The organism is Stenotrophomonas sp. JAI102, assembly GCF_013409105.1.
Classification (GTDB): domain Bacteria; phylum Pseudomonadota; class Gammaproteobacteria; order Xanthomonadales; family Xanthomonadaceae; genus Stenotrophomonas; species Stenotrophomonas maltophilia_AA.
In genome coordinates this window covers 869,534-894,333 of the sequence record NZ_JACCCI010000002.1, presented here as the reverse complement: position 1 = coordinate 894,333, position 24,800 = coordinate 869,534, and the positions used below count along the sequence as shown (strand labels likewise).

The window sequence follows — 24,800 nt, the reverse complement described above, 5'->3', positions numbered from 1 at the left end:
CGTTGGGCGGGGCGCCTGCAGAAGGAAACAGCGTCATTAGACGAATGGACCGGACAACGGCAGGTGAAGCCGCTGCGGGCCGTGACAGTGTCGCGCTCAGGCCGCCGTGGGCGGGCGGCGCAGGATGAACTCCAGGTCGAGCACCTTGCCGACCGGGAACGCATAGGTACCGACCTTGCTGAAGCCGTAGCGGGCGTAGAAACGCTGCGCGCCGAAGTTTTCCGACCACACGCCCAGCCACAGCGTGCGCGGGCCCTCGCGTTCCAGCCAGGCCAGCGCGGTTTCGAACAGGCGGCTGCCCCAGCCACAGCTTTGCTGGTCCTTGATCAGGTACAGGCGCTTGAGCTCGCCATCGCCGGGCTGCACCTCGGCATGCGGCAGGCCACAGGGACCGGCGGCGGCATGGCCCACGGCGACACCGTCCAGTTCCAGCAGCCAGACCGCGTAATCGGGGTGTTCAAGAATGATGCGCTGGCGCGGCGCCGGGTACGCCTCATCAAGGAAGGCCTGGAGGTCCTCCGCCGGGTACAGATGGCCGAAGGTTTCCACGAACGTGCGCGTGGCCAGCACCGACAGGGTCTGGGCGTCGTCCGGGGTGGCGCGGCGGATGGTGTAGCGGCCTGGGGTCACGGCGGGAGCATCGGCATCGGCGAGAACCGCCAATTTACCTGAACGTGGCGGCGATGGCGCCCCACGACCCTCGAACCTGTCGAACCTGTCGATCATGGCGGCCACGATCCGCAGCAGGCACCGACCACCGGTCGGTACCTGCCACGTGTTGACGCCGACCGGGGGCCGGCGCGTCCCGGCTTATTCCTTGACGGCGCGCGGGCGGACTTGCACGTGCACTTCGGCCAGCTGCTCGTCCGGGATCGGCGACGGCGCGCCGGTCATCAGGCACTGCGCGCCGGTGGTCTTCGGGAACGGGATGACGTCGCGGATCGACTCGGTACCGGCCATCAGCGCGGCGATACGGTCGATGCCGAACGCGATGCCACCGTGCGGCGGCGCGCCGAAACGCAGCGCATCGAGCAGGAAGCCGAACTTGCCCTCGGCCTCTTCGGCGCCGATGCCCAGCAGCTCGAACACCGCGCTCTGCATGTCCGAACGGTGGATACGGATCGAGCCACCGCCGATCTCGTTGCCGTTGAGCACCATGTCATAGCCGCGCGACACGGCGGTCTTCGCGTTGGCGCGCAGGTCGGCGATGTCGTCCACCGCCGGTGCGGTGAAGGGGTGATGCAGGGCGACGTAGCGCTGGGCTTCGTCGTCGTATTCGAACATCGGGAAGTCGGTGACCCACAGCGGTGCCCAGCCGGCGGTGACCAGGTTGAAGTCCTTGCCGGCCTTCAGGCGCAGGGCACCCATGAAGTCGGAGACCTTGTTGTAGCCACCGGCGCCGAAGAACACGATGTCGCCGTTGCCGGCACCGACGTGGGCGACCAGCGCGGCGAAGGCCTCTTCGCTGAAGAACTTGGCGATCGGCGAGCTGACTTCACCGCTGTCGCTGATCTTGATGTAGGCCAGGCCCTTGGCGCCGTACTTGGCGGCATGCGCGGCGTATTCGTCGATCTGCTTGCGCGACAGGCTGGCACCGCCCGGAACGCGCAGCGCAGCCACGCGGCCATCGGCATCGTTGGCGGCGGCGGTGAACACCGGGAACTCGCTGGTCTTGACCAGCTCGGCCACGTCCACCAGCTCCAGCGCGATGCGCAGGTCCGGCTTGTCCGAGCCATAGCGACGCATCGCCTCGGCCCAGGTCATGCGCGGGAAGCTGGCGGCCAGCTCCACGTCCACCACTTCCTTGAAGATGGCGCGGATCATGTTCTCGACGAAGTCCTGCACATCCTGCTCGCGCACGAAGGCGAACTCCATGTCCAGCTGGGTGAATTCCAGCTGGCGGTCGGCGCGCAGGGCCTCGTCGCGGAAGCAGCGCGCGATCTGGTAGTAACGGTCGAAGCCGGCGACCATCAGGATCTGCTTGAACAGCTGCGGGCTCTGCGGCAGGGCGTAGAACTCGCCCGGGTGCATGCGCGCCGGCACCAGGAAGTCGCGGGCGCCTTCCGGGGTGGCCTTGGTCAGGATCGGGGTTTCGATGTCCTGGAAGCCGGTGGCGTCCAGGTGGCGGCGCAGGGCCTGCACCAGCTTGATGCGGGTGCGCTGCATGCGCTGCATTTCCGGGCGGCGCAGATCCAGGTAACGGTACTTCAGCCGGGTTTCCTCGCCCGGGTTCTCGTGCGCGTGGAACGGCAGCGGCTCGGCCTTGTTGAGGACGGTGATGGCCGTGGCGATCACTTCCACCTTGCCGGTACGGAGCTTGTCGTTGGCCGCATGGCGCGCGCGCACCACGCCTTCCACCTGCAGCACATCCTCGTAGCCCAGGCTCGCGGCCACGGCGAACACGGCCGCGTTGTCGACTTCCACCGTCACCTGCACGATGCCTTCATGATCGCGCAGATCGATGAAGCACACGCCGCCCTGGTTGCGGGCAACGTCGGTCCAGCCGGCGAGGGTAACGGTTTGGCCAATCAGGGTCTCGTCGACCAGGCCACAGAAGTGGGTACGCATGGGGGTAAAGCTCCGCAGGAGAATGCCGGCACCAGGTTGCGCCGGACAGCCCTTTATTCTGCGGCGTCGGCCCGGCCGGGGCAAATCCCCCGCGCCATGTGCCGGCGCGGCGGCACCCGGACGGCCCGCCCGGGCGGCATCACGCCTTTTGAACCCTGACTCTTCCTATAGTCCGCGCACCAACCACCGCAAGGGATGCCGCCATGAACAGACGTCTGACCGTTGCCTGCCTGGCCGCCGCACTGGCCTGTACCGCCCCGGCCGCCCAAGCCCAGATGAGCACCCGCGCCTACGCCCCGGAAAACCTGTCGCAGCTGTCCAGCAGCGACCGCAGCCGGGTCATCACCCAGGAATACGCCGACCAGTCCAATGGCCGCCGGATTCCGGACGACCAGCTGCGCTTTTACCTGGCCCAGGTCAACTCGGGCTGGAGCTTCTCGCGGATCAAGCAGGACATCGCCACCTCCCTGCGCGGCAGTGGCAGCGGGGGCGGCTGGAATGGCGGCGGCAACGGACCGGGCAACAGCGGCACGGTCCGCTGCGAAAGCCAGGACAACCGCGAGCGGGTCTGCAACACCGGCTGGCGCAGCGCCCGGCTGTCGCGCCAGATCTCCGGGACCACCTGTACCGAGGGCCGCAACTGGGGCTCGCGCAACGGGACGGTCTGGGTCAGCGGCGGCTGCCGCGCCGAGTTCGTCGAGGGCCGCGGCAACGGCGGCAACTGGGGCGGCGGCGGTGGCAACGGCGCGACGATCCGCTGCGAGAGCCAGGACAACCGCGAGCGCACCTGCAACACCGGCTGGCGCAATGCGACCCTGGTCCGCCAGATCTCCGGCTCGGCCTGTGTCGAGGGCCAGACCTGGGGCGTGCGCAATGGCGCGGTCTGGGTCAATCGCGGCTGCCGCGGCGAGTTCGCCGAAGCGCGTGGCAATAGCGGCGGCAACTGGGGCGGTGGCGGCGGCAACAGCAATTACAGCGTGACCTGCAGCAGCAACGACAAGCGCCAGCAGACCTGCGCCTGGGACGACCGCCAGGGACGTCCGGCACTGGTCCAGCAACTGTCGGGCACGGCGTGCGTGGAAGGCCGCAGCTGGGGCTACAGCAACGGCAGCCTGTGGGTCAGCGGCGGCTGCCGCGCCCGTTTCGGCGCACGCTGATCGCCCCCTCGCGGTAGGTGCCGACGGTTGGTCGGCACCCTCGCGGCGGCATCGCCCATACGTCGGCGAAACCAGACTGCGTTACGGCGCAGCGGTCTTCTCGCTGCCCCACGGCGCCGGCGGCAAGGCCACCGGCTTGCTCAGATCGAACACCACCTGGAAGTGGCGCCCGCCGGGACGGGTCAATTCGTAGACGAAACGCTGGTCCGGTTCGACCTCCATCGCCCACGTGTTCTGCACCGAGGCGAGCATGTCCGCCTTGCGGAACATCGCCACCGAGTCCGAATCCACCGGGAATGACTGACGTTGCGCGGTGCCTGGCGGCTTGCTGTCGCCGCCGTACAGCGTGACCGCATCCGGACTGCCGTCTTCGTGGCGGTGATCGTGCTTGAGCCGCAGCCCATTTTCGGTACGGCTCAGCACCCAGGTGCGCGAGTGGTCGTCGCCGACATGGAAGGGAATCCGCAGCTCATGTGCCGGATCCTCACAGCCACGCACATGCATGACCAGCCGTTTGCCGTCGAAGGGATCGGGTGCATCGGTGCGCGGCTCGTTGACCGCGATGCGGCCTTCGAACGCCTTGCCGCAATGCGCAGCGACGGCAGCCATGAAGGCATCGGACGGCGCCATCGAGACTTCATGGCCGACGGTATCGTTGGAACCACTGCAGGCAGTGATCGCCAGTGCAGCTGCCATGGGAAGAAGTTTGACTACGTTCATGGGCCCACCCTAACGGGCGCGAACGACCAGCGCAAACCATGCGTCCTGCCCCGCCGTGCCACACGCGCTCGACGCCCGCAGCGCTGCAACCAGGGCTTCATCCCTCCTGTGTTATGGTCGGTCACGTGACTCGTTCGCCTTCTTCCCCACGAAGGACGCACGCATGTTGCGGTTGACCGCCCTGCTCGCCGGCGTGGCGCTGTTGCTGACCGGCAGCGGCCTGCTTGGCACGTTGCTGGCGGTGCGCGGTGGTGAAGCCGGCTTCGGTGCCGGTACGTTGGGGTTGGTGATGTCCGGCTATTTCGCCGGTTTTTTCATCGGCACCTTCTTCGCCCCCTCGCTGATCGGCCGCATCGGCCATATCCGTGCGTTTGCCTTCTTTGCCGCCCTCGCCGCCATCGCGGTGCTGCTGCACCCTCTGTGGATCAATCCCGTGGGTTGGGGCGTACTGCGCATCCTCACTGGCATCGCACTGGTGGGCCTTTACACCGTGATCGAGAGCTGGCTCAACGCCGAGCCCGACCCGCGCCTGCGCAGCCGCGCCTTTTCGCTCTACATGGTGGTCAATCTCTCGGCGCTCGCGCTGGGACAGGTGCTGCTGATGCTCGGCGACGGCGGCGCGACCTCGATGTTCATGCTCACCGCGATCCTGGTCTGCGCGGCGGTATTGCCGGTCACCGCTACGCGCCTGCGCCCGCCGGAAATTCCCTCGGTGCCGCGCCTGAAACTGGCGCGACTGTATGCGATGGCACCGGTGGCGACGGTTGCCGCCGGGCTCTCCGGCCTGGCGATGGGTGCGTTCTGGGGTCTGCTGCCGGTCTACGCCGGCGAGGTCGGCCTGGATGGCAACGGCGTCGCTCTGTTCATGCTGACCGCCATCGCCGGGGGTGCCTTGCTGCAATGGCCATTGGGCCACATCAGCGATGGACATGACCGCCGCACCGGACTGGTCGCACTGAGCCTGGCCGCGGCCGGCATCGCCGTGGTGGCCTCCTTGCCGATGATCCAGCTGCAGACCCATCTGCTGTTCGGGCTGTTCTTCTTCTACGGCGGGCTGGCGTTCGCGCTGTATCCCTTCGCGGTCGCGCACATGCTGGATTACCTGCCGCGCGAGGACCTGCTGTCCGGCTGCTCCAGTCTGCTGCTGGTGCATGGCGTCGGCGCGGCGCTCGGCCCCGCGCTGGCGGGCGCCGCCATGCAGCGTTTCGGTGCGCCGGCACTACCGCTGTACTTCGCGGTGGTGCTGACGCTGCTGGCGCTGTTCACCACCGCGCGCCTGCTCAGCTTCGAGCGCCTGCGCACGCACCCGGTCGGGTTCCGGCTGATGCTGCGCACCACGCCGTCGGCGCTGGAGCTGATGCCCGAGACCGACACCGCGCCGCCGGATTCCGATTCCCCCGTCCCCTCTGACTCCGATAAGGAAGTGCATTGACTGTTTCGACACCGACCTCCCTCACTCCGACCCCTACACCGCCGGCCCCGCCGGCCCCGCAACTGATCCTAGCCACCGATCTGGATGGCACCTTCCTCGCCGGCGATCCCGCCGCGCGCCATCGGCTCTACCGGCTGGTCGACCAGCACCCCGGCATCCGCCTGATCTTCATCACCGGCCGCGGCCTGGAAGCAGTGATGCCCCTGCTCTCCGATCCGGCCATCCCGCGCCCGGATTACGTGGTCTGCGATGTAGGCGCCACTGTCGTCGACGGTCACACCCTGCAGCCGCTGCAGCCCCTGCAATCGATGATCGATGCGCACTGGCCGGGCGAGCAGGTGGTCGCCGCGGCGATGCGCCCGTTCACCGCGCTGCAGCGCCAGGACGTTCCCCAGGAACGCCGCTGCTCGTACTTCTGCGATCCCGACACGCTGGCGCCGCTGCGCTCACAGATCCAGGCTGCCGCACAGGCGCTGGGCTGCGACGTGCTGTACTCGGCCGACCGCTACCTGGATATCCTGCCGCCCGATACCGACAAGGGCCGCACCCTGGCCGCGCTTGCGCGCCTGCTGGAACTCCCGCGTGACCGCATCCTGGTGGCCGGTGACACTCTCAATGACCTGTCGATGTACACCTCCGGTTTCCGCGGGGTGTGCGTCGGCGATTCCGAGCCGGCACTGACCGCCGCCACCGCCGACCTGAAGCACACCTATCACGCGCAGGCGCCCGGCTGCGGTGGCATCCTCGAGGCGATCGAACAGTTCGGCCTGCTCGCCGATGACGATCCTTTCCTGCGTCCGCCGGCACAGGCGCGCGCCGACGGTGCGGACCTGGTGATGGTCTACCACCGCCTGCCCTTCGATGAAGTGATGGAAGACGGCGTGCTGGTCCAGCGCCCACCGCGCTCGCCGAACGGCATCATTCCCTCGCTGCTGAGTTTCTTCGAAGGCGGCCAGAAAGGGTCCTGGGTGGCCTGGGGCATCGACGAGCCCAAGCGCGGCCCGTTCCAGACCCATCTGGCGGTGGATGCCGAGCGCTACCCCACCCTGACCGCCGCGCGCGTGCCGCTGAGCAAGCAGGAGGTGGACATCTTCTACAAGCGCTTCTCCAAGGAAGCGTTCTGGCCGATGCTGCATGTGTTCTGGGAGCGCGCGAAGTTCCGCGAAGAAGACTGGCAGGTGTTCCTGAAGGTCAACCGCAAGTTCGCCGAGGCCACCGCGGCCGAAGCCGCCCACGGCGCGACCGTGTGGATCCACGACTACAACCTGTGGATGGTGCCGGCCACGCTGCGCGAATTGCGCCCGGACCTGAAGATCGCCTTCTTCCACCACACCTATTTCCCCTCGGCCGATGTGTTCAACGTGGTGCCGTGGCGCCGCGAGATCATCGGCAGCCTGCTCAGCTGCGATTACATTGGCTTCCACATTCCGCGCCAAGTGGAGAACTTCGTGGACGTGGTCCGCGGCGCGATGCCGGCCGAGCGGTTGGCCTGGGAAAGCTGCGCGCCGCGTTTCCTCACCTACGGGTGTGCCGTCGGCCTGGACACGATGACCACGCGCCTGCGCGTGGGCGATCGCGAAGTCGCGCTCGGTGCGCATCCGGTCGGCACCGATCTGCGCCGCATCCACAACGTGCTCGCGCGCAGCGACGTGCGCAACGACATCTTCAAGCTGCGCCGCGAGATCGGCGCGCGCAAGCTGGTGCTGTCGGTGGAGCGGCTGGATTACACCAAGGGCACGCTGGCCAAACTGGAAGCCTTCGAGCGGCTGCTGGAACAGCATCCGGATCGCCAGGGCAAGGTCACCCTGCTGATGATCTGCGTGCCCGCCGCGCGCGAGATGACCATCTACCGCACGCTGCAGAACCAGATCGAACAGGCGGTCGGGCGGATCAACGGGCGCTTCTCGCGGCTGGACTGGACCCCGGTGCGCTTCTTCGCGCAGGCGTTGCCGTTCGAGGAGGTGGTGGCGCATTACGCGGCCGCGCAGGTGATGTGGATCACCCCGCTGCGCGATGGTTTGAACCTGGTCTCCAAGGAGTTCGTGGCCACGCAGGGCATCGAGGGCAGCAACGGCGTGCTGGTCCTCAGCGAATTCGCCGGTGCGGCCGCCGAGCTGAAGGGCGCGGTGCTGACCAACCCGCACGATCCGGCCGATCTGACGGCAGGGCTGCTGCAGGCGTTGTCGATGCCCGACGACGAAGCGACCGGCCGCATGCGGCAGTTGTTCGGCAGCGTGGAGTACTACGACGTGGACCGCTGGGGCCGGGATTTTCTGGACGCGGTGCGCAACAGCCACGCCGAAGGCTGACGCGGAGACGGTGGTGCCGGCCGCTGGCCGGCTCTGCTGCAGGCGGTGCGGGCGGCGGGCGATGCGGGTTTCGTGGGTAGTGCCGGCCGCTGGCCGGCTCCACGCGGTCCTGGCGGCGGGCGATCACGGCCTTGGGCGGTGACGGCTTCATGGGGAGCCGGCCAGCGGCCGGCACTACCATCCGTGCGCACCGACCAACGGTCGATGCCTACCTAGCGCGCACCGACCAACGGTCGGTGCCTACCGGGCGTGCATTGCCGAACGGAGGGTACATGGCGCTATCACGCCGCCTGCATGATGCCTTCGGCGATCACCGCCACTTGGCGCAGCACATCGTTGCGGCCGGCATCGTCGACCGTCGCGCCCTGCAGGTAGCTGGTCAGCACCCAAGGAGCGCCGCCGGCGAGCGGCCACAGGATCGCGATGTCGTTGGTGGTGTCCTCGCCATTGCTGCCGGTCTTGTCGCCGACCCGCCACGCCTTGGACAGCCCGGCGCGCAGACGCGCATCGCCGGTTTCATTGTCGATCAGCCAATCGGCCAGCTGCTGTTTCGAGGCGAGCTTGAGGACGTCACCGAGCACGAAGCGCTGCAGGCTGGCCGCCATCGCGGCCGGGCTGGTGGTGTCGCGCGGGTCGCCCGGGGCGAACCGGTTCATCTCCGGCTCGAGCCGATCATTGCGGGTCACCGCGTCGCCATTCGCGCGCAGGAACGCGGTCACGCCGGCGGGCCCGCCAACCACGCCCAGCAGCAGGTTCGCCGCAGGATTGTCGCTGGTGATCATGGTCGCCCGGCACAGGTCACGCACCGTGACGTCCTTGCCGATATGCCGCGTGGTCACCGGGGCATGCGAGAGCATGTCCTGCTGGCGGACGGCCACGCGCCGGTCCAGCGAGAGCCTGCCCTGGTCGGCCAGATGCAGGACAGCGGCGGACAACACGAACTTGAACGTGCTGCACATCGGGAAGCGTTCGTCCTGCCGGTTGCCGGTGCGCCAGCCGGTGCCGGTATTGAGCAGGGTCACGCCGAGGCGCCCGCCGCTCGCCGCTTCCAGCGCCGCGAAGTCCTTCGCCGCGACGGCGGGTTTCGGCGAAGGCAGCGGAGTCTTGGCGAAGGCGGTGGCGGCCAATGCCGAGGCGGCGGCCGCGCCGGTCCATTGCAGGAACTGTCGTCGAGCGATCATGCGGTTCTCCTTGGCGAAGGCCTGAGTATTGGCAGATTGCGGCGCCGCCACCAGCGAGGATTTTCAGCGGAAGCCATTAGTTGACCTCACATCTCTCTGGACCTACCTCTGGGAATGAACCCAGGAATTGCCCTCATCCCTGCCAACTGCTCGCCGCAGCAGCCCCCTCGGTGCGAAGATGCATCACCTCTGCTCACGGCTCGGCCCATGCTCCGCCCCCAGCTGCCGCTCAATGCCCTGCGCGCCTTCGAGGCCGCTGCACGGCACCAGAATTTCACCCGCGCCGCATTGGAGCTGTGCGTCAGCCAGGCCGCGCTGAGCCATCAGATCCGGGCCCTGGAGGACCGGCTGGGGGTGTCGCTATTCACCCGATTGCCGCGTGGGGTCGCCCTGACCGATGAAGGAGCCCGCCTGTATCCGGTGCTCAATGAGGCCTTCGACCGCATCGCGGTGAGCCTGGACCGTTTCGTCGGCGGGCACTTCCGCGAGGTATTGAGCGTGGGCGTGGTCGGCACCTTCGCCACCGGCTGGCTGCTGCCACGCCTGGGCGATTTCAACGCGCGGCATCCGGATATCGAGCTGCGCCTGCAGACCCACAACAACCGCATCGATCTGGCCGGTGAAGGGCTGGACCTGGCAATCCGGTTCGGCGATGGCGACTGGCAGGGGCAGGTCAGCGATGCGGTGCTGGATGCACCGTTCGCGCCACTGTGCGCCCCGGCGCTGGCACGTACGCTGCGGCAGCCGCGCGATCTGGCCAATGTCGCGTTGCTGCGCTCCTACCGAAGCGACGAGTGGCCACGCTGGCTGCAGGCGGCCGGGGCACCGGAGCTGGACGCGCGCGGGCCGGTGTTCGATTCGTCCCTGACGCTGGCCAGTGCCGCCGCAGCCGGCGCGGGCGTGGCGCTGCTGCCGTTGAAGATGTTCGAGCAGGACCTGGCCCAGGGGCGCCTGATCCAGCCGTTTGCGCAGACGCTGGACCTGGGGCGGTACTGGCTGACGCGGCTGCGCTCGCGCACCGAAAGCGATGCGGCGCGCAGGTTCCGGGAATGGCTGGAGGCGCAGGACGCTGTGCCGACCAACGGTCGGCACCTACCGGTTGCCTGAGGGTGCCAGGTAGATGCCGACCGTTGGTCGGCATGCCGTCTACGCGTCCAGCAATTCCATCCACGTCTGCTCGGCCTTGCTGAGCAGGGTGGCGGTGGCTTCACGGTCGCGGCCGAGGACCGCCATGCGGGTCGCATCGGCGTAGTTGGCCGGGTTGGCCAGCTCGCGGTCCAGGTCGGCCAGCAGCGCCTCCAGTTCGCCCACCTTGGCTTCGGCAGCAGCCAGCTTGTGGGGATTGACCGGCTTCTTCGGCGGCAACGGCGGGGTCGGCGGTGCCGGCTCCGGGGCGGCGGCAGCCATCTTCTGCTTGGTGCCCTGCGCGGCAGGACGCGAACGCAGCCAGGCGGCGTAGGCATCCAGATCGCCGTCGAACGGCTCGACCACGCCATCCGCCACACGCCAGAACGTGTCGCAGACCAGTCCGATCAGATGGCGGTCATGCGAGACCATCACGATCGCGCCCTCGAAGTCGGCCAGTGCTTCAGCCAGCGCTTCGCGCATTTCCAGATCCAAATGGTTGGTCGGTTCGTCGAGCAGCAGCACGTTCGGCTGCTGGTAGGCGATCAGCGCCAGCGCCAGGCGCGCGCGCTCGCCACCGGAGAAGCCGTCCACCGGTTCGAAGGCACGGTCGCCGGCGAAGTTCCACTTGCCGAGGAAATCGCGGAAGGACTGGTTCGGTGCATCCGGCGCCAGGTCGCGGAAGTGCTCCATCGGCGACTGCCCTTCGTGCAGCGACTCCACCGTGTGCTGGGCGAAGTAACCAATGCGCAGGTCCGGATGCGCGGCACGCTCGCCGCTGATCGGGTCCAGTTCGCCCACCAGGGTCTTCACCAGGGTGGTCTTACCGGCACCGTTCGGACCAAGCAGGCCGATGCGCTGGCCAGCCTCCAGGCCGAAGCCCACGTTGTGCAGGATCACCGAATCGGCGCCGTAACCGGCCTCGACATGGTTCAGGCGGATCAGCGAGAACGGTAGTTTGGCCGGCGGGGCGAATTCGATGCGGAACTCGCGCTCGGCGCGCACGGCTTCGGTGCCGGCCAGCTTGGCCAGGCGCTTCATGCGGCTCTGCGCCTGCGCGGCCTTGCTGGCCTGTGCCTTGAAGCGGTCAATGAAGCTCTGCAGATGCGCGCGCTCGGCCTGTTCCTTGTCGTGGGCGAGCTGCTGCTGGCGCAGCTGTTCGGCACGCTGGCGCTCAAAATCGGTGTAGCCGCCGACGTACAGCTTGGCGCCGCCACCGTGCAGATGCAGGGTGTGGGTGGCCACGTTGTCGAGGAACTCGCGGTCATGCGAGATCAGCAGCAGGGTGCCCGGGTACTTGAGCAGCCACTGTTCCAGCCAGAACACCGCGTCCAGATCCAGATGGTTGGTCGGCTCATCGAGCAGCAGCAGGTCGCTGGGCATCATCAGCGCGCGCGCCAGGTTCAGGCGCACACGCCAGCCGCCGGAGAACGAGGAGACCGCGCGGGAGTGCGTCTCGGCCGGGAAGCCCAGGCCATGCAGCAGCTTGCCGGCACGCGCTTCGGCGTCATAGGCGCCGATCTCGGCCATGCGCTGGTGGGCGGTGGCGACCGCTTCCCAGTCTTCACGCGCGGCAGCGGCAGCTTCCTCGCGCATGACGGCGGCCACCTCGGTGTCGCCCTCCAGCACGAACTGCAGCGCCGGGTCGGGCAGCGACGGGGTTTCCTGGGCCACGCTGGCGATGCGGATCTTGCCGGGCAGATCGACGTCGCCCTTGTCCGCCTCCAGCTCGCCCTTCACGGCGGCGAACAGGCTGGACTTGCCAGCGCCATTGCGGCCGACCACGCCGACGCGGTACCCCGCGTGCAGGGTCAGGTCGACGTTGGACAACAGCAGCCGCTCGCCACGGCGCAAGGCGAAGTTACGAAGGGAAATCATCTTGGGGGTCCATATAACGGAATGGAATGTGCTCGTGAGCACCTTTCCTGCGACGTAATTCTAGCGTTAACGAATACTTGACGGGCCCCGGGATGCGCGGCAGGCCTCGTTTCTCTCTCCCACGACCCTGCCTGCGCTCCCCCGGGACCCTCCTGTCAGATCCTCGACCTCACGTAAATGGTTGCTGCTGCAACGTTTTTTACGAACATGGCTAATATTTGACAAGCGATGAATATCCCGTTAATCCATCTCTTGCGCACCGCAACAACCGCCTTCGCAGACCCGATCCTCGATGTCGTGATGTCGCTTTGGTGCAGCACCGCCCCTACCGGAGCCCCATCCTGATGAACCGCAAGACCAGTACGCTCGCCGCCGCCGTAGCTGTCGCGCTCGGTATGTCCAGCTTCGCCGCCACCGCCCAGGAGGCGCCCGCCCGCACGGCGGCCAACACCCTGGACACCATCATCGTCACCGGTACCCGCGTCGCCGACCGTACCGTGGCCGAGTCGCAGTCGCCGATCGACATCATCACCCCCGAGGCGCTGCAGTCCACCGGCACCACCGAGCTGGCCACCGCGCTGGCCCGCGCCCTGCCCTCGCTGAACTTCCCGCGCCCGGCGCTGACCGATGGCACCAGCGGCATCCGCCCGGCGCAGCTGCGCGGCCTGTCCCCGGACCAGGTGCTGGTGCTGGTCAACGGCAAGCGCCGCCACACCTCCGCGCAGATCAACGTCAATGGCAGCATCGGCCGTGGCTCCTCGGCGGTGGACATCAACGCGATCCCGATCGCCTCGATCGAGCGCGTGGAAGTGCTGCGCGACGGCGCCTCGGCGCAGTACGGTTCGGACGCCATCGCCGGTGTGATCAACATCGTGCTCAAGGGTTCGTCCTCCGGCGGCAGCCTGGCGCTGGACGCCGGCCAGTACTCGGCCGGTGACGGCAACAAGTACCAGCTCTCCGGCGATACCGGCATCGGCTTCGCCGACGGCCGCGGCAGCGTCCACGTGGCCGGCCAGATCGTCCAGCAGGACGAGAGCAACCGGGCCGGCCCGTACCAGGGCACCACGCCGAACACCGGCAACTTCCCCAACATCGGCCAGACCACCTTCGTGGTCGGCGACCCGCAGGTGGATGCAACCGCCGCCTCGGCCAACGCCAGCTTCCAGTTCAGCGACCACGTCTCGGCGTATGCCACGGCGATGGCAAGCAACCGCGACATCACCTCGTTCGCGTTCTACCGCTCGCGCAACAACCTCAACCAGGGCGCGCTGCTGGCGCAGACCTACCCGGACGGCTTCGTGCCAGAGATCAACCAGTATTCCAAGGACCGCTCACTGGTCGCCGGGGTCAAGGGTGATACGGACAGCGGCTGGAACTGGGACGTCAGCTACAACTACGGCGCCAACAAGATCGATTTCCACACCCGCAACAGCATCAACTACGCCCTCGGCGTGAACAGCCCGCGCTCGTTCTACGACGGCGCGCTGGAGTACACCCAGAACATCGTCAATGCCGACGTGACCAAGACCCTGGATTGGGGCCTGGCCTACCCGGTCACGCTGTCCTTCGGCGGTGAGTACCGCAAGGAGAAGTGGGAGCAGTCGGCCGGTGAACTGAACTCCTACACCGGCAGCGGTGCGCAGGGCTTCGGCGGCTTCACCCCGCTCAACGCCGTCGACGCCGACCGCGACAACTACGCGGTCTATGCCGGTCTGGAAGCCGACCTCACCGACAAGTTCTCCGCCGGCGTGACCGGCCGCTACGAGGACTACTCGGACTTCGGCGACAAGTTCTCCGGCAAGCTCTCCGCACGCTACGCCTTCACCGACAAGGTCGCCCTGCGCGCCACAGCCTCCAGCGGTTTTCGCGCGCCGTCGCTGGCCCAGCAGAGCTACCAGGCGGTGACCAGCACGATCGTCAACGGCGTGTTCGTCGAACGCGGCACCTTCCCGACCACCAGCCCCGCCGCGCAGGCGCTGGGTGCCAGCCCGCTGAAGGCCGAAAGCTCGACCTCCTACAGCCTGGGCCTGGTGCTGCAGCCGGTGGATCGGCTGTACCTGACCGTGGATGCGTACCAGATCGATATCGATGACCGCATCGTGCTCTCGACCAACATCACCACCAATGCCGCGGCCAATGCGCTGCTGTCCGGGCTGGGGCTGCCGGGCGTCACTGCGTTCTCCTACTTCACCAACGGCGTGGACACCCGTACCCGCGGCGTGGATGCGGTCTCCAGCTACACGATTCCGTTCGCCGTCAGCGCGCTGGAGCTGACCGCTGCCTACAGCTACAACGAGACCGAGGTGAAGAAGTTCATCGGCTCGCCGCCGGTGTTCGGCACGCTGGGCATCACCCAGTCGCTGATCGGCCGCGATGAGATCGGCCGCATCGAGGACAGTTACCCGCGCGACAAGACCATCCTCAGCGGCACCTGGCGTTCGGACCGCTGGGACCTGAATCTGGCGGCCACCCGCTACGGCTCGTTCACCGTGCGCAATTCGGCGACCGCGCTGCGTGACCAGACCTACGACGCCTCGTGGGTGCTGGATGCCTCGGCCAGCTACAAGCCGAGCGAGAACTGGACCCTGACCTTGGGCGCGGACAACATCCTGGACGAATACCCGGACCGCACCGTGGACCTGCAGAACTCCACCTGGGGCATGCTGCCGTACAGCAACTACTCGCCGTACGGGTTCAATGGTGCATACGTGTATGGTCGCGTGACCTACAAGTGGTAACAGGGGTAGTGCCGGCCGCTGGCCGGCACTACTGTGCGCCCCGACACGCATTTCACACGCGGCGCCATGCCAGAATCCAGGCATGAATCGCCAAGACCTCCCACTGAACCTGTCCAGCAGCGCACGCCGCGTGGTGCGCTGCGCCGTCGCATGGGCGGCGCTGGCGGCGGTCCCGCTTTCCGGATGTGCAGGAGATCACGTGAAACCGAGCTATTCCAAGTCAAGCGTCGAGCCGGTCGTCGTGACCAAGGTGTCCGACTCCACCCTCCAGGTGCAATTCGAGGAACCTGCCGAAAGCATGTACTACGCAGCGGGAATCAGCTACGTCGTCGAGGCGGACACCATGAAGATCGTCATCGACCGGTGTCCGATATCCGGCAACTGCGCAACCATGCTGCGCCGTCACATCGTGCCTGGCCCACCGAAACCTGCTGTGCAGGATATTCCCCTGCTGGCGCCTCGCGTTGTAATGCTCTTCGCCGACAGCGAAGAGCAAGTCTTTCCTTAAGGGGGCGCTATGGCTGACAAGGTAGTCCTGGGTATCCATAGCGACGTAGACCCCAACACGCAAGGCTCATTCAATCAGTTTGTGGATGGTCATGCCTGGATCACGGTCACCCGCAATGGCGACACGCAGTACTACGGCCTGTGGCCAGACGGGCACCCACGCGCAGGCGACAATGGCCCCGAAACGGACATCAGGGTCGGCTTGGAAACAAGGTTCAGGTCGTCGGCCTCCCGCTACTACGAGCTGACACCCGCGCAGGAAAAGCAGCTCGATCAGGCCCTGAACGAGAATGTCACATGGGCATACACGAACACCTGCGCGTCGTGGGCGACGGCCACGGTCTCCAAGGTGACCGGGCAAACGCTGGATGCCGGCGAGTTGATGCTCACCGATACGCCCCGGGAGCTGATCGAATCCATCCGCAAGGCAGAACGCCTTCAGCCCACTACCCCGGCGAACCCGCAACCTCCGCCGGAACCCAGGCAGCAGGGATCCAGTGCAGGATCGCTCAGCGACACGTCCCTGTCGCTGCACCAACAAGCCATCGAGGGCGTCCACAAACTGGACGCAGCCCTGGCCAGGCAGCCTGACCAGTCCAGCGAGCGCATGGCCGCCAGCCTGGCGAACCTGGCCCGGGCCCAAGGGCTAGAGCGGATTGACCACGTCGTCCTGGGAAAACCTACTGGCCCCTCTTCCGACTCACAGAACGTATTCGTGATCCAGGGTGCGCTGGACGACCCTGCCCACCGGCGGGCCCATATGGGGATCGACGCCGCAGTGCATACCCCGGTCGACGATTCGATCCGGCAACTGCAGCAGATCGACCGCCAGCAGGCTGCAGCCACGGTCGCCGAACCTGCCCAGGTACTTGAAGAGGTCCCGCATCGGCGGCTGGTTTGATCCAGCCCCCTTGAGACAGCCACTGGCTGGCGCCGCGGCGAACGACGCGAAGAGGGTGCACCTGGAACCCGGCGGCGTCACGCTACGGTTTGCCGTATCCAGCCGCATCGGTGAAAATCGGGGCATTCCCCACATTGCGAGCCCCGATGCACCATGATACCGACCTGATCAACATCGTTGCCGTTGGCCTGGGGCTCGCCTTCATCTTCGGCGCGCTGGCCAACAAGCTGCGTTTGTCTCCCCTGGTCGGTTACCTGGTTGCTGGCATCTGCGTAGGCCCGTTCACCCCCGGCTTCGTCGCCGACCAGGCGCTGGCCAACCAGCTCGCCGAGATCGGCGTGATGCTGCTGATGTTCGGGGTCGGCCTGCACTTCTCGCTGAAAGACCTGATGGAGGTCAAAGCGATCGCCATCCCGGGTGCGATCGGCCAGATCCTGGTCGCCACCCTGCTCGGCTGGGGCCTGGCGGCGTTGATGGGCTGGCCGGTGATCTACGGCGTGGTGTTCGGTTTCTCGCTGGCCACGGCCAGTACCGTGGTGCTGCTGCGCGCGATGGAAGAACGGCGCCTGCTGGAGACCACGCGGGGCAAGATCGCCATCGGCTGGCTGATTGTGGAAGACCTGGCCTGCGTCCTGGCCCTGGTGATGATGCCGGTCCTGGCCGGCGTGTTCGGCCCGGACGCGGCCAATGAAAGCCATACCGTCGGCAGCGTGCTGGCCAGCATCGGCTGGACCTTCGTGCAGCTGGGCCTGTTCGTGGCCGTGATGCTGGTGGTCGGGCGCCGGGTGATCCCGTGGATCCTGGAGCGCATCGCCGGCACCGGTTCGCGCGAGCTGTTCACCCTGGCCGTGCTGGCGATCGCGCTGGGCGTGGCGTTCGGCTCGGCGATGCTGTTCGGCGTGTCGTTCGCGCTGGGCGCGTTCTTCGCCGGCATGCTGCTCAACGAATCCGAACTCAGCCACAAGGCCGCCAACGATTCGCTGCCGCTGCGCGATGCGTTCGCGGTGCTGTTCTTCGTCTCGGTCGGCATGCTGTTCAATCCGGCCATCCTGATCGAGCACCCGTGGCAGGTCCTGGCCACCGCGGCGATCATCATGTTCGGCAAGTCCGCCGCGGCGTTCGTGATCGTGCGTGCCTTCGGCCACCCGACCGGTACCGCGCTGACCATTTCGGCCAGCCTGGCGCAGATCGGCGAATTCGCCTTCATCATCGCCGGCCTCGGCGTGACCCTGAAAATTCTGCCGCCGACCGGGCAGGCGCTGGTGCTGGCCGGTGCGTTGATCTCGATCATGCTCAACCCGCTGGTGTTCGGCCTGCTCGACCGCTGGCTGCTCAAGAACCAGGAAGCCGCCCCGACCACGGTGGAGACCGAGCTGCCACCCGGCCCCTCGCTGGACCTGCACGACCATGCCATCGTGATCGGCTACGGCCGCGTCGGCAGCGCGCTGGCGCAGGTGCTGCGCGACCGTGGCGTGCCGGTGATGATCATCGACGACAACAAGGAACACGTCGCCGAGGCGCACGCGGCCGGCCTGCCCGGCATCCGTGGCAGCGCCGCCTCCGACCGCGTACTGGCCGAAGCGCATCCCGAGCGCGCCAAGATCGCCGTGCTGGCGATTCCGCAGCCGCTGGAAGCCGGTGAGACGCTGGCCAAGCTGCGCGCGCTCAATCCCGGCCTGACCCTGCTGGCGCGCGCGCACAGCGACGCCGAGGTGAAGCACCTGCTCGCCCATGGCGCCGATGGCACGGTGATGGCCGAGCGCGAGCTGGCCTATTCGCTGGCCGAGATGGTGATGTCCACCCCGCCGTACCGCACGATGAGGCAGCAGCACAGCATTCCGGTGGTGTGAGGGTTCATCGGGGCAATGCCCCATCCACGCATGGCGTGGATCTACACACATGGCAGGGAATCCCGCGGCACCATGGAAAGACCCCCACGGCGGCCGGCCCGCACCGGCCGCCGTGGGTCCTGCCTCTACGCCTTGGCCAACGCCTGCTCCAGGTCCGCCAGCAGGTCATCGATGTGCTCGATGCCCACCGACAGCCGCACCGTGTCTTCGCTGACGCCCGCCTTTTCCAGCTCGGCCGCATCCAGCTGCCGGTGGGTGGTCGAGGCAGGATGCGTGGCCAGGGATTTGGCATCGCCCAGGTTCACCAGGCGGGTGAACAGCTGCAGCGCATCCAGGAAGCGCGCGCCTGCCGCGCGCCCACCGGGCAGGCCGAAGGTCAGCACGCCGGAGCCGTGGCCGCGCAGGTACTTCTGCGCCAGCGCATGTTCGGGGTGGTCGGGCAGCGCGGCGTAGTTCACCCAGGCGACCTTGGGATGCCCCTGCAGGTGCCTGGCCACGGCCAAGGTGTTCGCGTTGATCCGGTCCAGCCGCAGCGCCAGCGTCTCGATGCCCTGCAGGATCAGGAAGGAATTGAACGGCGAGATCGCCGCGCCGGTATTGCGCAGCGGCACCACCCGCGCACGACCGATGTAGGCAGCCGGGCCGAGGGCTTCGGTGTAGACCACGCCGTGATAGCTCACGTCCGGCTCGCTCAAGCGACGGAAGCGCTGCTTGTGCTCGGCCCATGGGAAGCGCCCGGAGTCGACGATGGCGCCGCCCAGGCTGGTGCCGTGGCCGCCGAGGTACTTGGTCAACGAATGCACCACGATGTCCGCGCCGAAGTCGAACGAGCGCTGCAGGTACGGCGTCGCCACCGTGTTGTCGACGATCAGCGGCACGCCATGCGCATGCGCGATCTTCGCCACCGCCTCGATGTCGGTGATGTTGCCGCGCGGGTTGCCGATCGACTCGACGAACACCGCCTTGGTGCGGTCATCGATCAACGCACCGAACGCCTGCGGATCGCGGTAGTCGGCAAAGCGCGTCTCAATGCCGAACTGCGGCAGCGTATGCGCGAACAGGTTGTAAGTGCCACCGTACAGCGCGCTGGCCGAGACGATGTTGTCGCCGGCCTCGGCGATGGTCTGGACCGCGTAGGTGATCGCAGCCTGCCCCGAGGCCAGCGCCAGCGCACCGATCCCCCCTTCCAGCGCGGCGATGCGCTGCTCCAGCACGTCCGTGGTGGGATTCATGATGCGGGTGTAGATGTTGCCCGGCACCTTCAGGTCGAACAGGTCCGCGCCGTGCTGGGTGTCATCGAAGGCGTAGGCCACGGTCTGGTAAATCGGCACCGCCACCGCGCGCGTGGTCGGGTCGGGCCGGTAGCCGCCATGCACGGCGATGGTCTCCGCGCGCCACTGTGATTCTGGACTGCCGTGTTCGGACATCGCATCGTCTCCAGGTGAATGCCGACGATACCGAACAAAAAACCCCCGCCGAGGCGGGGGTTCATGCCAAACCAGCATGGCCTGAGGCGCAACGGTTATCAGGCCGCCGGCGCGTGCGGGGCTCAGCCCTTCACGAACACCAGCTTGCCCTCGGCCGCATCGACCCGGATCACATCGCCGTTGAGGAACTCGCCGGACAGGATCTTCTGCGCCAGCGGGTTCTCCAGCTGCGACTGGATCGCACGCTTGAGCGGGCGGGCGCCGTACACCGGATCGAAGCCAACATTGCCCAGCAGCTCGAAGGCGGCGTCGCTGACCTCGATGCGCAGGCCACGTTCGGCCAGGCGCTTTTCCAGGCCCTGCATCTGGATGCGGGCGATCTGCTTGATCTGCACCTTGTCCAGCGGATGGAACACGACGATGTCGTCCAGGCGATTGATGAATTCCGGGCGGAAGTGCGCCTGCACCACGCCCATCACCGCCGCCTTCATCTGCGTATAGGCCTCCGGACTGTCATCGCCGCTCATGTCCTGGATCTGGTGCGAGCCCAGGTTGGAGGTCATCACGATGACGGTATTGCGGAAGTCCACCGTGCGGCCCTGGCCATCGGTCAGGCGACCGTCGTCGAGCACCTGCAGCAGGATGTTGAACACATCCGGATGCGCCTTCTCCACTTCATCCAGCAGGATCAGCGAATACGGGCGACGACGCACCGCCTCGGTCAGGTAACCCCCTTCCTCGTAGCCCACATACCCCGGGGGCGCACCGATCAGGCGCGCGACACTGTGCTTCTCCATGAACTCGCTCATGTCGATGCGGATCATCGCGTCGCTGCTGTCGAACAGGAACTCGGCCAGCGATTTGCACAGCTCGGTCTTGCCCACGCCGGTCGGGCCCAGGAACAGGAACGAGCCGCTCGGACGATCCGGATCGGACAGGCCCGCACGCGAACGCCGCACCGCATCGGAGACCACCTTGATCGCCTCTTCCTGGCCGACCACGCGGTTGTGCAGCACCTCTTCCATGCGCAGCAGCTTGTCGCGCTCGCCTTCCAGCATGCGGTTGACCGGAATGCCGGTCCAGCGCGATACCACCTCGGCGATTTCCTCGGCAGTGACCCGGTCCTGGACCAGCTTGAACTCGCTGGTTTCCACTTCCTGCGCGGCAGCCAGCTGCTTCTCCAGCTGCGGCAACTGCCCGTACTGGATTTCGCTCATGCGGCCGAAGTCCTGGCGGCGCTGCGCCGACTCCAGCTCCAGCTTGGCCTGCTCGATCTGCTCCTTGATCCGGGTCGCGCCCTGCAGCGTGGCCTTCTCCGACTTCCAGATCTCGTTGAGATCGGAGAACTCGCGCTCCAGCGCATCGATGTCGGTTTCCAGATCGGCCAGGCGCTGGCGCGAGGCCTCATCCTTTTCCTTCTTGAGCATTTCGCGCTGGATCTTGAGCTGGATCACGCGCCGCTCGAGGCGGTCCAGTTCTTCCGGCTTGGAGTCGATCTCCATGCGGATGCGCGAGGCGGCTTCGTCCATCAGGTCGATGGCCTTGTCCGGCAGCTGGCGATCGGCGATGTAGCGGTGCGACAGCGTGGCCGCCGCGACGATCGCCGGGTCGGTGATTTCCACGCCATGGTGCACGGCGTACTTTTCCTTCAGCCCGCGCAGGATCGCGATGGTGTCTTCCACACTCGGCTCGCCCACCAGCACCTTCTGGAAGCGGCGCTCGAGCGCGGCGTCCTTCTCGATGTACTTGCGGTACTCGTCCAGCGTGGTCGCGCCGACGCAGTGCAGTTCACCGCGCGCGAGGGCCGGCTTGAGCATGTTGCCCGCGTCCATCGCGCCATCGGCCTTGCCCGCACCGACCATGGTATGCAGTTCGTCGATGAACAGAATCACCTGCCCCTCGCTCTTGGCCAGGTCGTTGAGCACGCCCTTCAGGCGTTCCTCGAACTCACCGCGGAACTTGGCGCCGGCGATCAGCGCGCCCATGTCCAGCGAGAGCACGCGCTTGCCGCGCAGGCCCTCGGGCACTTCGTCGTTGATGATGCGCTGGGCCAGGCCTTCCACGATCGCGGTCTTGCCCACGCCGGGTTCGCCGATCAGCACCGGATTGTTCTTGGTGCGGCGCTGCAGGACCTGGATGGTGCGACGGATTTCCTCGTCGCGGCCGATCACCGGATCCAGCTTGCCACTCTCCGCGCGCGCGGTCAGGTCGATGGTGTACTTCTCCAGCGCCTGGCGCTGGTCTTCCGCATTTTCCGACTGCACGGTCTCGCCACCGCGCACCTTCTCGATGGCGGTTTCGATCTTCTTCCTGTCGGCACCGGCAGCGCGCAGCGCCATGCCCAGGGTGCCGCCATCGTCGACCGCGGCCAGCACGAACCACTCGCTGGCGATGAAGGCATCGCCGTGCTGCTGGGCCAGCTTGTCGGTGTTGTTGAGCAGCCGGTTCAGATCGTTGCCGATCGACAGGTTGCCTTCCTGCCCGGAGACCTTGGGAAGGGCCTCCATGGTTTCGTTCAAACGTTCGCGCAGTACCGGCACGTTGACGCCGGCCTGGGCGAGCAGCGGGCGCGTGCTGCCGCCCTGCTGGTCCAGCAGCGCGCTGAACACATGCACCGGTTCGATGATGTTGTGGTCGCGGCCCACGGCCAGCGACTGCGCGTCGGCCAGCGCCTGCTGGAAACGCGAGGTGAGCTTGTCCATCCGCATGATTCTTGTCCTCGATGTAAACGGGAGCTGGCCGTGCCAGCACTCTCTGTCAGATGCGGTTACGCGGGCGTGTTTCAAGGGTGGATGAGATGCCGATTCAGCCATCGTCGGCCTTCGCACAGCCTTTCCGCCCCCGCCCGCGCGGGCCTTCACACGCTGGGCGGCCGCTCCAGCACAGGCGGCGCGGCCGGGTGCGGCACCAGGCAGCCAAGGCTGGCGGGCAGGTCCAGCGCCACGTCATAGCCCCCGGTGACGCCGTAGCCGATCCGCCACGACGACGGGAACAGGTCCGGCGGCTGGAAGGCGATATCCACCGGAATCGCCGCCACCGTGTCGGTGATCTGCAGCGGCGTGCTGGCCGGGGCGTACTCGATGTCCTCGGCGCCGCGCGTGGTGATCACGTTCCGGCGCTGGATCGCCGCGGCCGGCACCGACGAGCGCGGCGCGCCGCGCATCTGGAAGGCCCCGTGGAAGCCGGTATCGACCAGCATCAGGTGGTGTTCGCGGCCCCGGATCGGATAGCGGGCCTGCTGGAACGGCCCCCACAGCGACGAGGTGTAGACCATCCGGCGCGTGCAGGCAGCCGGCGTGTGCGACCCCAGCAGCGTCAACGTTTCGCGGGACAGCCGGACCGGTCCCAGCGCGCGCAGCACGTCCAGGCCGATCAGGTTGATCTCGCGCGCGGCTTCGCTGTTGAACGACACATCGCGCACGCGCTGGCCACCGAGTTCGATATCGATCGGCGCGGCCAGCCCCGCCTGCTGGATCTCGTCCCCGACGATGCGCGACACCACGAAGTTGCCGGTGACCGCCAGTCCCAGCGATTCGGCCAGGGCGCGGCTGATATGCGAGCGCGGCGCACCGGTGTCGATGATGAAAGGGGCTTCGTGGGCGACGACAGCACCATCGCGGCTGCCATGCAGCGTCACCGTGACCGAGGGCAGTTCATTGCTGAACTGGATCGGCACGTCCACGTCCTGCCCGCGTTCGGCCACCGGCAGCGCGCTGCGCGGCCAGGCGGTGAACGCCGCGAACGCGGGCCGGGTGACATCGGGCACTTCATCACCGGGCGCGAGCATCGGCACGATGGTGCGCTGGTAGTCCTCGCGCACACGCAGCATCAGCCTCGCCCACTGGGCGATGTCGCCCTCGATCAGCGCATTGCCGGCCAGGGTGGATTCGCACAGGAAGGCCAGGCCCTGCAGCGCCGGCGGTGCATCGGCTGTTTCGGCCAGGCACTGGCGTGCGGCACGGTTGGAGGCATCCAGCTCTCCACGGACGCGGTGGTAGCCCGCCGCGCCGAGATGGCGGCGCGGGCCGGACGCCCCGCTCATGTCGCGCAGCGTCATCAGCTCCGCACGCAGCACCGCATCGCTGTAGCCGAACCCATCGTGGAGCGCCACCGGATCGGCCGCCACGGTCGCCGGCAGCATCGCCACGCACGCGCCCAGTACCCACATCCGCATCCCGTACTCCCGTCGACGTCCCCGCTCGACCCTAGCACGGGAACCACGCTGCGCTCACGCCTGCTTTCGTCCGCGCGCGCGATGCTGGGGGCCGGTTCCGCACGGAGTGACTGCATGCATTACGAACTGTATTACTGGACCGGCATCCAGGGCCGCGGCGAGTTCGTGCGGCTGGCGCTGGAAGACGCCGGTGCGGGCTACACGGACATGGCGCGCGTCCATGGCGACGCGGTGATGCAGCCGTACCTGGATGGCAAGGTCGAAGGCTTGCAGCCGTTTGCCCCGCCGTTTCTGCGCACCGGGCGGCAGGTGATCGCCCAGGTCGGTGCGATCCTGGATCATCTGGGCCCGGAACTGGGCCTCGTTCCCGATGCCAGCTCGCGGCGACAGCAGGCGCTGCAGCTGCAGCTGACCATCGCCGATCTGGTCGCCGAGGTGCACGACACCCATCACCCGATCGCCGCCTCGAAGTACTACGACGACCAGAAGCGCGAAGCCAAGGCGCGCGCCGAATCGATGCGCGCCGAACGCATGCCGAAGTTCCTGGGGTATTTCGAGAACGTACTCAAGCACAACGGCGGCCGACATCCCCTGCGCGAGCATTCCTACGTCGATCTGTCGCTGTTCCAGCTGCTGAGCGGGCTGGAGTACATGTTCCCGCGCCGCATGCAGGCGCTGTGGCCGTCGCTGCCGCAGCTGCGCGCGTTGAAGGACCGCGTGGAAACCCGGCCCAACATCGCCGCCTACCTGGCCTCGGAACGGCGCCTGGCCTTCAACACCAACGGCATCTTCCGGCACTACCCGGAGCTGGATGGCGAAGCCTGATCCCTCGC

General features: G+C 67.3%; 17 protein-coding genes. 9 read left to right on the top strand and 8 right to left on the bottom strand.

The window, feature by feature from the left end; genetic code table 11:
* Window positions 1-96: 96 nt before the first annotated feature.
* Both HDC96_RS12555 and aspS read right to left on the bottom strand, forming a co-directional pair.
* Window positions 97-630 (bottom strand): GNAT family N-acetyltransferase, encoded by a 534-nt coding sequence (locus HDC96_RS12555; RefSeq protein WP_179460259.1) that lies wholly within the window; start codon window positions 628-630, stop codon window positions 97-99.
* 180 nt (window positions 631-810) lie between these two features.
* Window positions 811-2,568 (bottom strand): aspartate--tRNA ligase, encoded by a 1,758-nt coding sequence (aspS, locus tag HDC96_RS12550; RefSeq protein ID WP_176988414.1) that lies wholly within the window; start codon window positions 2,566-2,568, stop codon window positions 811-813.
* 203 nt (window positions 2,569-2,771) lie between these two features.
* Between aspS and HDC96_RS12545 the strand changes: the two genes are divergently transcribed.
* On the top strand, window positions 2,772-3,725 hold the full coding sequence (locus HDC96_RS12545) for a DUF3011 domain-containing protein (RefSeq protein ID WP_179460258.1): 954 nt from the start codon (window positions 2,772-2,774) through the stop codon (window positions 3,723-3,725).
* Between the two features lie 81 nt (window positions 3,726-3,806).
* On the opposite strand, the gene HDC96_RS12540 is transcribed toward HDC96_RS12545, so the two are convergent.
* Window positions 3,807-4,421, bottom strand: coding sequence for a hypothetical protein (locus tag HDC96_RS12540; RefSeq protein ID WP_257018709.1), 615 nt, complete (start codon window positions 4,419-4,421; stop codon window positions 3,807-3,809).
* 187 nt (window positions 4,422-4,608) lie between these two features.
* On the opposite strand from HDC96_RS12540, the gene HDC96_RS12535 reads away from it, so the two are divergent.
* The gene (locus HDC96_RS12535; RefSeq protein WP_179460256.1) at window positions 4,609-5,877 is read left to right on the top strand and encodes an MFS transporter; all 1,269 of its coding nucleotides are present in this window, start codon (window positions 4,609-4,611) and stop codon (window positions 5,875-5,877) included.
* Window positions 5,878-5,939: 62 nt separating this feature from the next.
* Entirely contained in the window at window positions 5,940-8,186 is a 2,247-nt protein-coding gene (gene ggpS, locus HDC96_RS12530) for a glucosylglycerol-phosphate synthase (RefSeq protein ID WP_179460409.1), read from the top strand.
* Between the two features lie 281 nt (window positions 8,187-8,467).
* Here ggpS and blaL2 read toward each other — a convergent pair whose 3' ends face one another.
* Window positions 8,468-9,367, bottom strand: coding sequence for a L2 family extended-spectrum class A beta-lactamase (blaL2, locus tag HDC96_RS12525; protein WP_179460255.1), 900 nt, complete (start codon window positions 9,365-9,367; stop codon window positions 8,468-8,470).
* Window positions 9,368-9,574: 207 nt separating this feature from the next.
* Between blaL2 and HDC96_RS12520 the strand changes: the two genes are divergently transcribed.
* On the top strand, window positions 9,575-10,474 hold the full coding sequence (locus tag HDC96_RS12520; protein ID WP_179460254.1) for a LysR family transcriptional regulator: 900 nt from the start codon (window positions 9,575-9,577) through the stop codon (window positions 10,472-10,474).
* Window positions 10,475-10,513: 39 nt separating this feature from the next.
* Here HDC96_RS12520 and HDC96_RS12515 read toward each other — a convergent pair whose 3' ends face one another.
* Complete coding sequence (locus HDC96_RS12515) at window positions 10,514-12,370, bottom strand: ABC-F family ATP-binding cassette domain-containing protein (protein WP_179460253.1); 1,857 nt, start codon at window positions 12,368-12,370, stop codon at window positions 10,514-10,516.
* Between the two features lie 344 nt (window positions 12,371-12,714).
* On the opposite strand from HDC96_RS12515, the gene HDC96_RS12510 reads away from it, so the two are divergent.
* The 4 genes from HDC96_RS12510 (at window position 12,715) to ybaL (ending at window position 18,366) form a co-directional block, all read left to right on the top strand.
* Window positions 12,715-15,108 carry a TonB-dependent receptor gene (locus tag HDC96_RS12510; protein WP_179460252.1) on the top strand — a complete coding sequence of 798 codons (2,394 nt, stop codon included), beginning with the start codon at window positions 12,715-12,717 and terminating at the stop codon, window positions 15,106-15,108.
* Between the two features lie 82 nt (window positions 15,109-15,190).
* Window positions 15,191-15,616 (top strand): hypothetical protein, encoded by a 426-nt coding sequence (locus HDC96_RS12505; protein WP_179460251.1) that lies wholly within the window; start codon window positions 15,191-15,193, stop codon window positions 15,614-15,616.
* Window positions 15,617-15,625: 9 nt separating this feature from the next.
* Window positions 15,626-16,516: an XVIPCD domain-containing protein gene (locus HDC96_RS12500; protein WP_179460250.1), complete on the top strand. Its 891-nt coding sequence runs from the start codon at window positions 15,626-15,628 to the stop codon at window positions 16,514-16,516.
* A 146-nt stretch (window positions 16,517-16,662) separates the two neighbouring features.
* Window positions 16,663-18,366: a YbaL family putative K(+) efflux transporter gene (gene ybaL, locus HDC96_RS12495; RefSeq protein WP_179460249.1), complete on the top strand. Its 1,704-nt coding sequence runs from the start codon at window positions 16,663-16,665 to the stop codon at window positions 18,364-18,366.
* Between the two features lie 125 nt (window positions 18,367-18,491).
* Here ybaL and HDC96_RS12490 read toward each other — a convergent pair whose 3' ends face one another.
* The 3 genes from HDC96_RS12490 to HDC96_RS12480 all read right to left on the bottom strand — a co-directional run bounded on the left by HDC96_RS12490 (window position 18,492) and on the right by HDC96_RS12480 (window position 23,967).
* Window positions 18,492-19,793, bottom strand: coding sequence for an aminotransferase class I/II-fold pyridoxal phosphate-dependent enzyme (locus HDC96_RS12490; RefSeq protein WP_179460248.1), 1,302 nt, complete (start codon window positions 19,791-19,793; stop codon window positions 18,492-18,494).
* Between the two features lie 122 nt (window positions 19,794-19,915).
* Entirely contained in the window at window positions 19,916-22,501 is a 2,586-nt protein-coding gene (clpB, locus tag HDC96_RS12485; protein WP_179460247.1) for an ATP-dependent chaperone ClpB, read from the bottom strand.
* 149 nt (window positions 22,502-22,650) lie between these two features.
* Entirely contained in the window at window positions 22,651-23,967 is a 1,317-nt protein-coding gene (locus HDC96_RS12480) for a retropepsin-like aspartic protease (RefSeq protein WP_179460246.1), read from the bottom strand.
* Window positions 23,968-24,081: 114 nt separating this feature from the next.
* Between HDC96_RS12480 and HDC96_RS12475 the strand changes: the two genes are divergently transcribed.
* Window positions 24,082-24,792: a glutathione S-transferase gene (locus HDC96_RS12475; RefSeq protein ID WP_179460245.1), complete on the top strand. Its 711-nt coding sequence runs from the start codon at window positions 24,082-24,084 to the stop codon at window positions 24,790-24,792.
* Window positions 24,793-24,800 lie beyond the last annotated feature (8 nt).

What these genes read in the sequence shown, in the direction of transcription:
- aspS (WP_176988414.1), bottom strand. Translation starts at nt 2,568, where the DNA reads ATGCGTACCCACTTCTGTGGCCTGGTCGACGAGACCCTGATTGGCCAA.
- HDC96_RS12545 (WP_179460258.1), top strand. Translation starts at nt 2,772, where the DNA reads ATGAACAGACGTCTGACCGTTGCCTGCCTGGCCGCCGCACTGGCCTGT.
- HDC96_RS12540 (WP_257018709.1), bottom strand. Translation starts at nt 4,421, where the DNA reads ATGGCAGCTGCACTGGCGATCACTGCCTGCAGTGGTTCCAACGATACC.
- HDC96_RS12535 (WP_179460256.1), top strand. Translation starts at nt 4,609, where the DNA reads ATGTTGCGGTTGACCGCCCTGCTCGCCGGCGTGGCGCTGTTGCTGACC.
- blaL2 (WP_179460255.1), bottom strand. Translation starts at nt 9,367, where the DNA reads ATGATCGCTCGACGACAGTTCCTGCAATGGACCGGCGCGGCCGCCGCC.
- HDC96_RS12520 (WP_179460254.1), top strand. Translation starts at nt 9,575, where the DNA reads ATGCTCCGCCCCCAGCTGCCGCTCAATGCCCTGCGCGCCTTCGAGGCC.
- HDC96_RS12515 (WP_179460253.1), bottom strand. Translation starts at nt 12,370, where the DNA reads ATGATTTCCCTTCGTAACTTCGCCTTGCGCCGTGGCGAGCGGCTGCTG.
- HDC96_RS12510 (WP_179460252.1), top strand. Translation starts at nt 12,715, where the DNA reads ATGAACCGCAAGACCAGTACGCTCGCCGCCGCCGTAGCTGTCGCGCTC.
- HDC96_RS12505 (WP_179460251.1), top strand. Translation starts at nt 15,191, where the DNA reads ATGAATCGCCAAGACCTCCCACTGAACCTGTCCAGCAGCGCACGCCGC.
- HDC96_RS12500 (WP_179460250.1), top strand. Translation starts at nt 15,626, where the DNA reads ATGGCTGACAAGGTAGTCCTGGGTATCCATAGCGACGTAGACCCCAAC.
- ybaL (WP_179460249.1), top strand. Translation starts at nt 16,663, where the DNA reads ATGCACCATGATACCGACCTGATCAACATCGTTGCCGTTGGCCTGGGG.
- HDC96_RS12490 (WP_179460248.1), bottom strand. Translation starts at nt 19,793, where the DNA reads ATGTCCGAACACGGCAGTCCAGAATCACAGTGGCGCGCGGAGACCATC.
- clpB (WP_179460247.1), bottom strand. Translation starts at nt 22,501, where the DNA reads ATGCGGATGGACAAGCTCACCTCGCGTTTCCAGCAGGCGCTGGCCGAC.
- HDC96_RS12480 (WP_179460246.1), bottom strand. Translation starts at nt 23,967, where the DNA reads ATGCGGATGTGGGTACTGGGCGCGTGCGTGGCGATGCTGCCGGCGACC.
- HDC96_RS12475 (WP_179460245.1), top strand. Translation starts at nt 24,082, where the DNA reads ATGCATTACGAACTGTATTACTGGACCGGCATCCAGGGCCGCGGCGAG.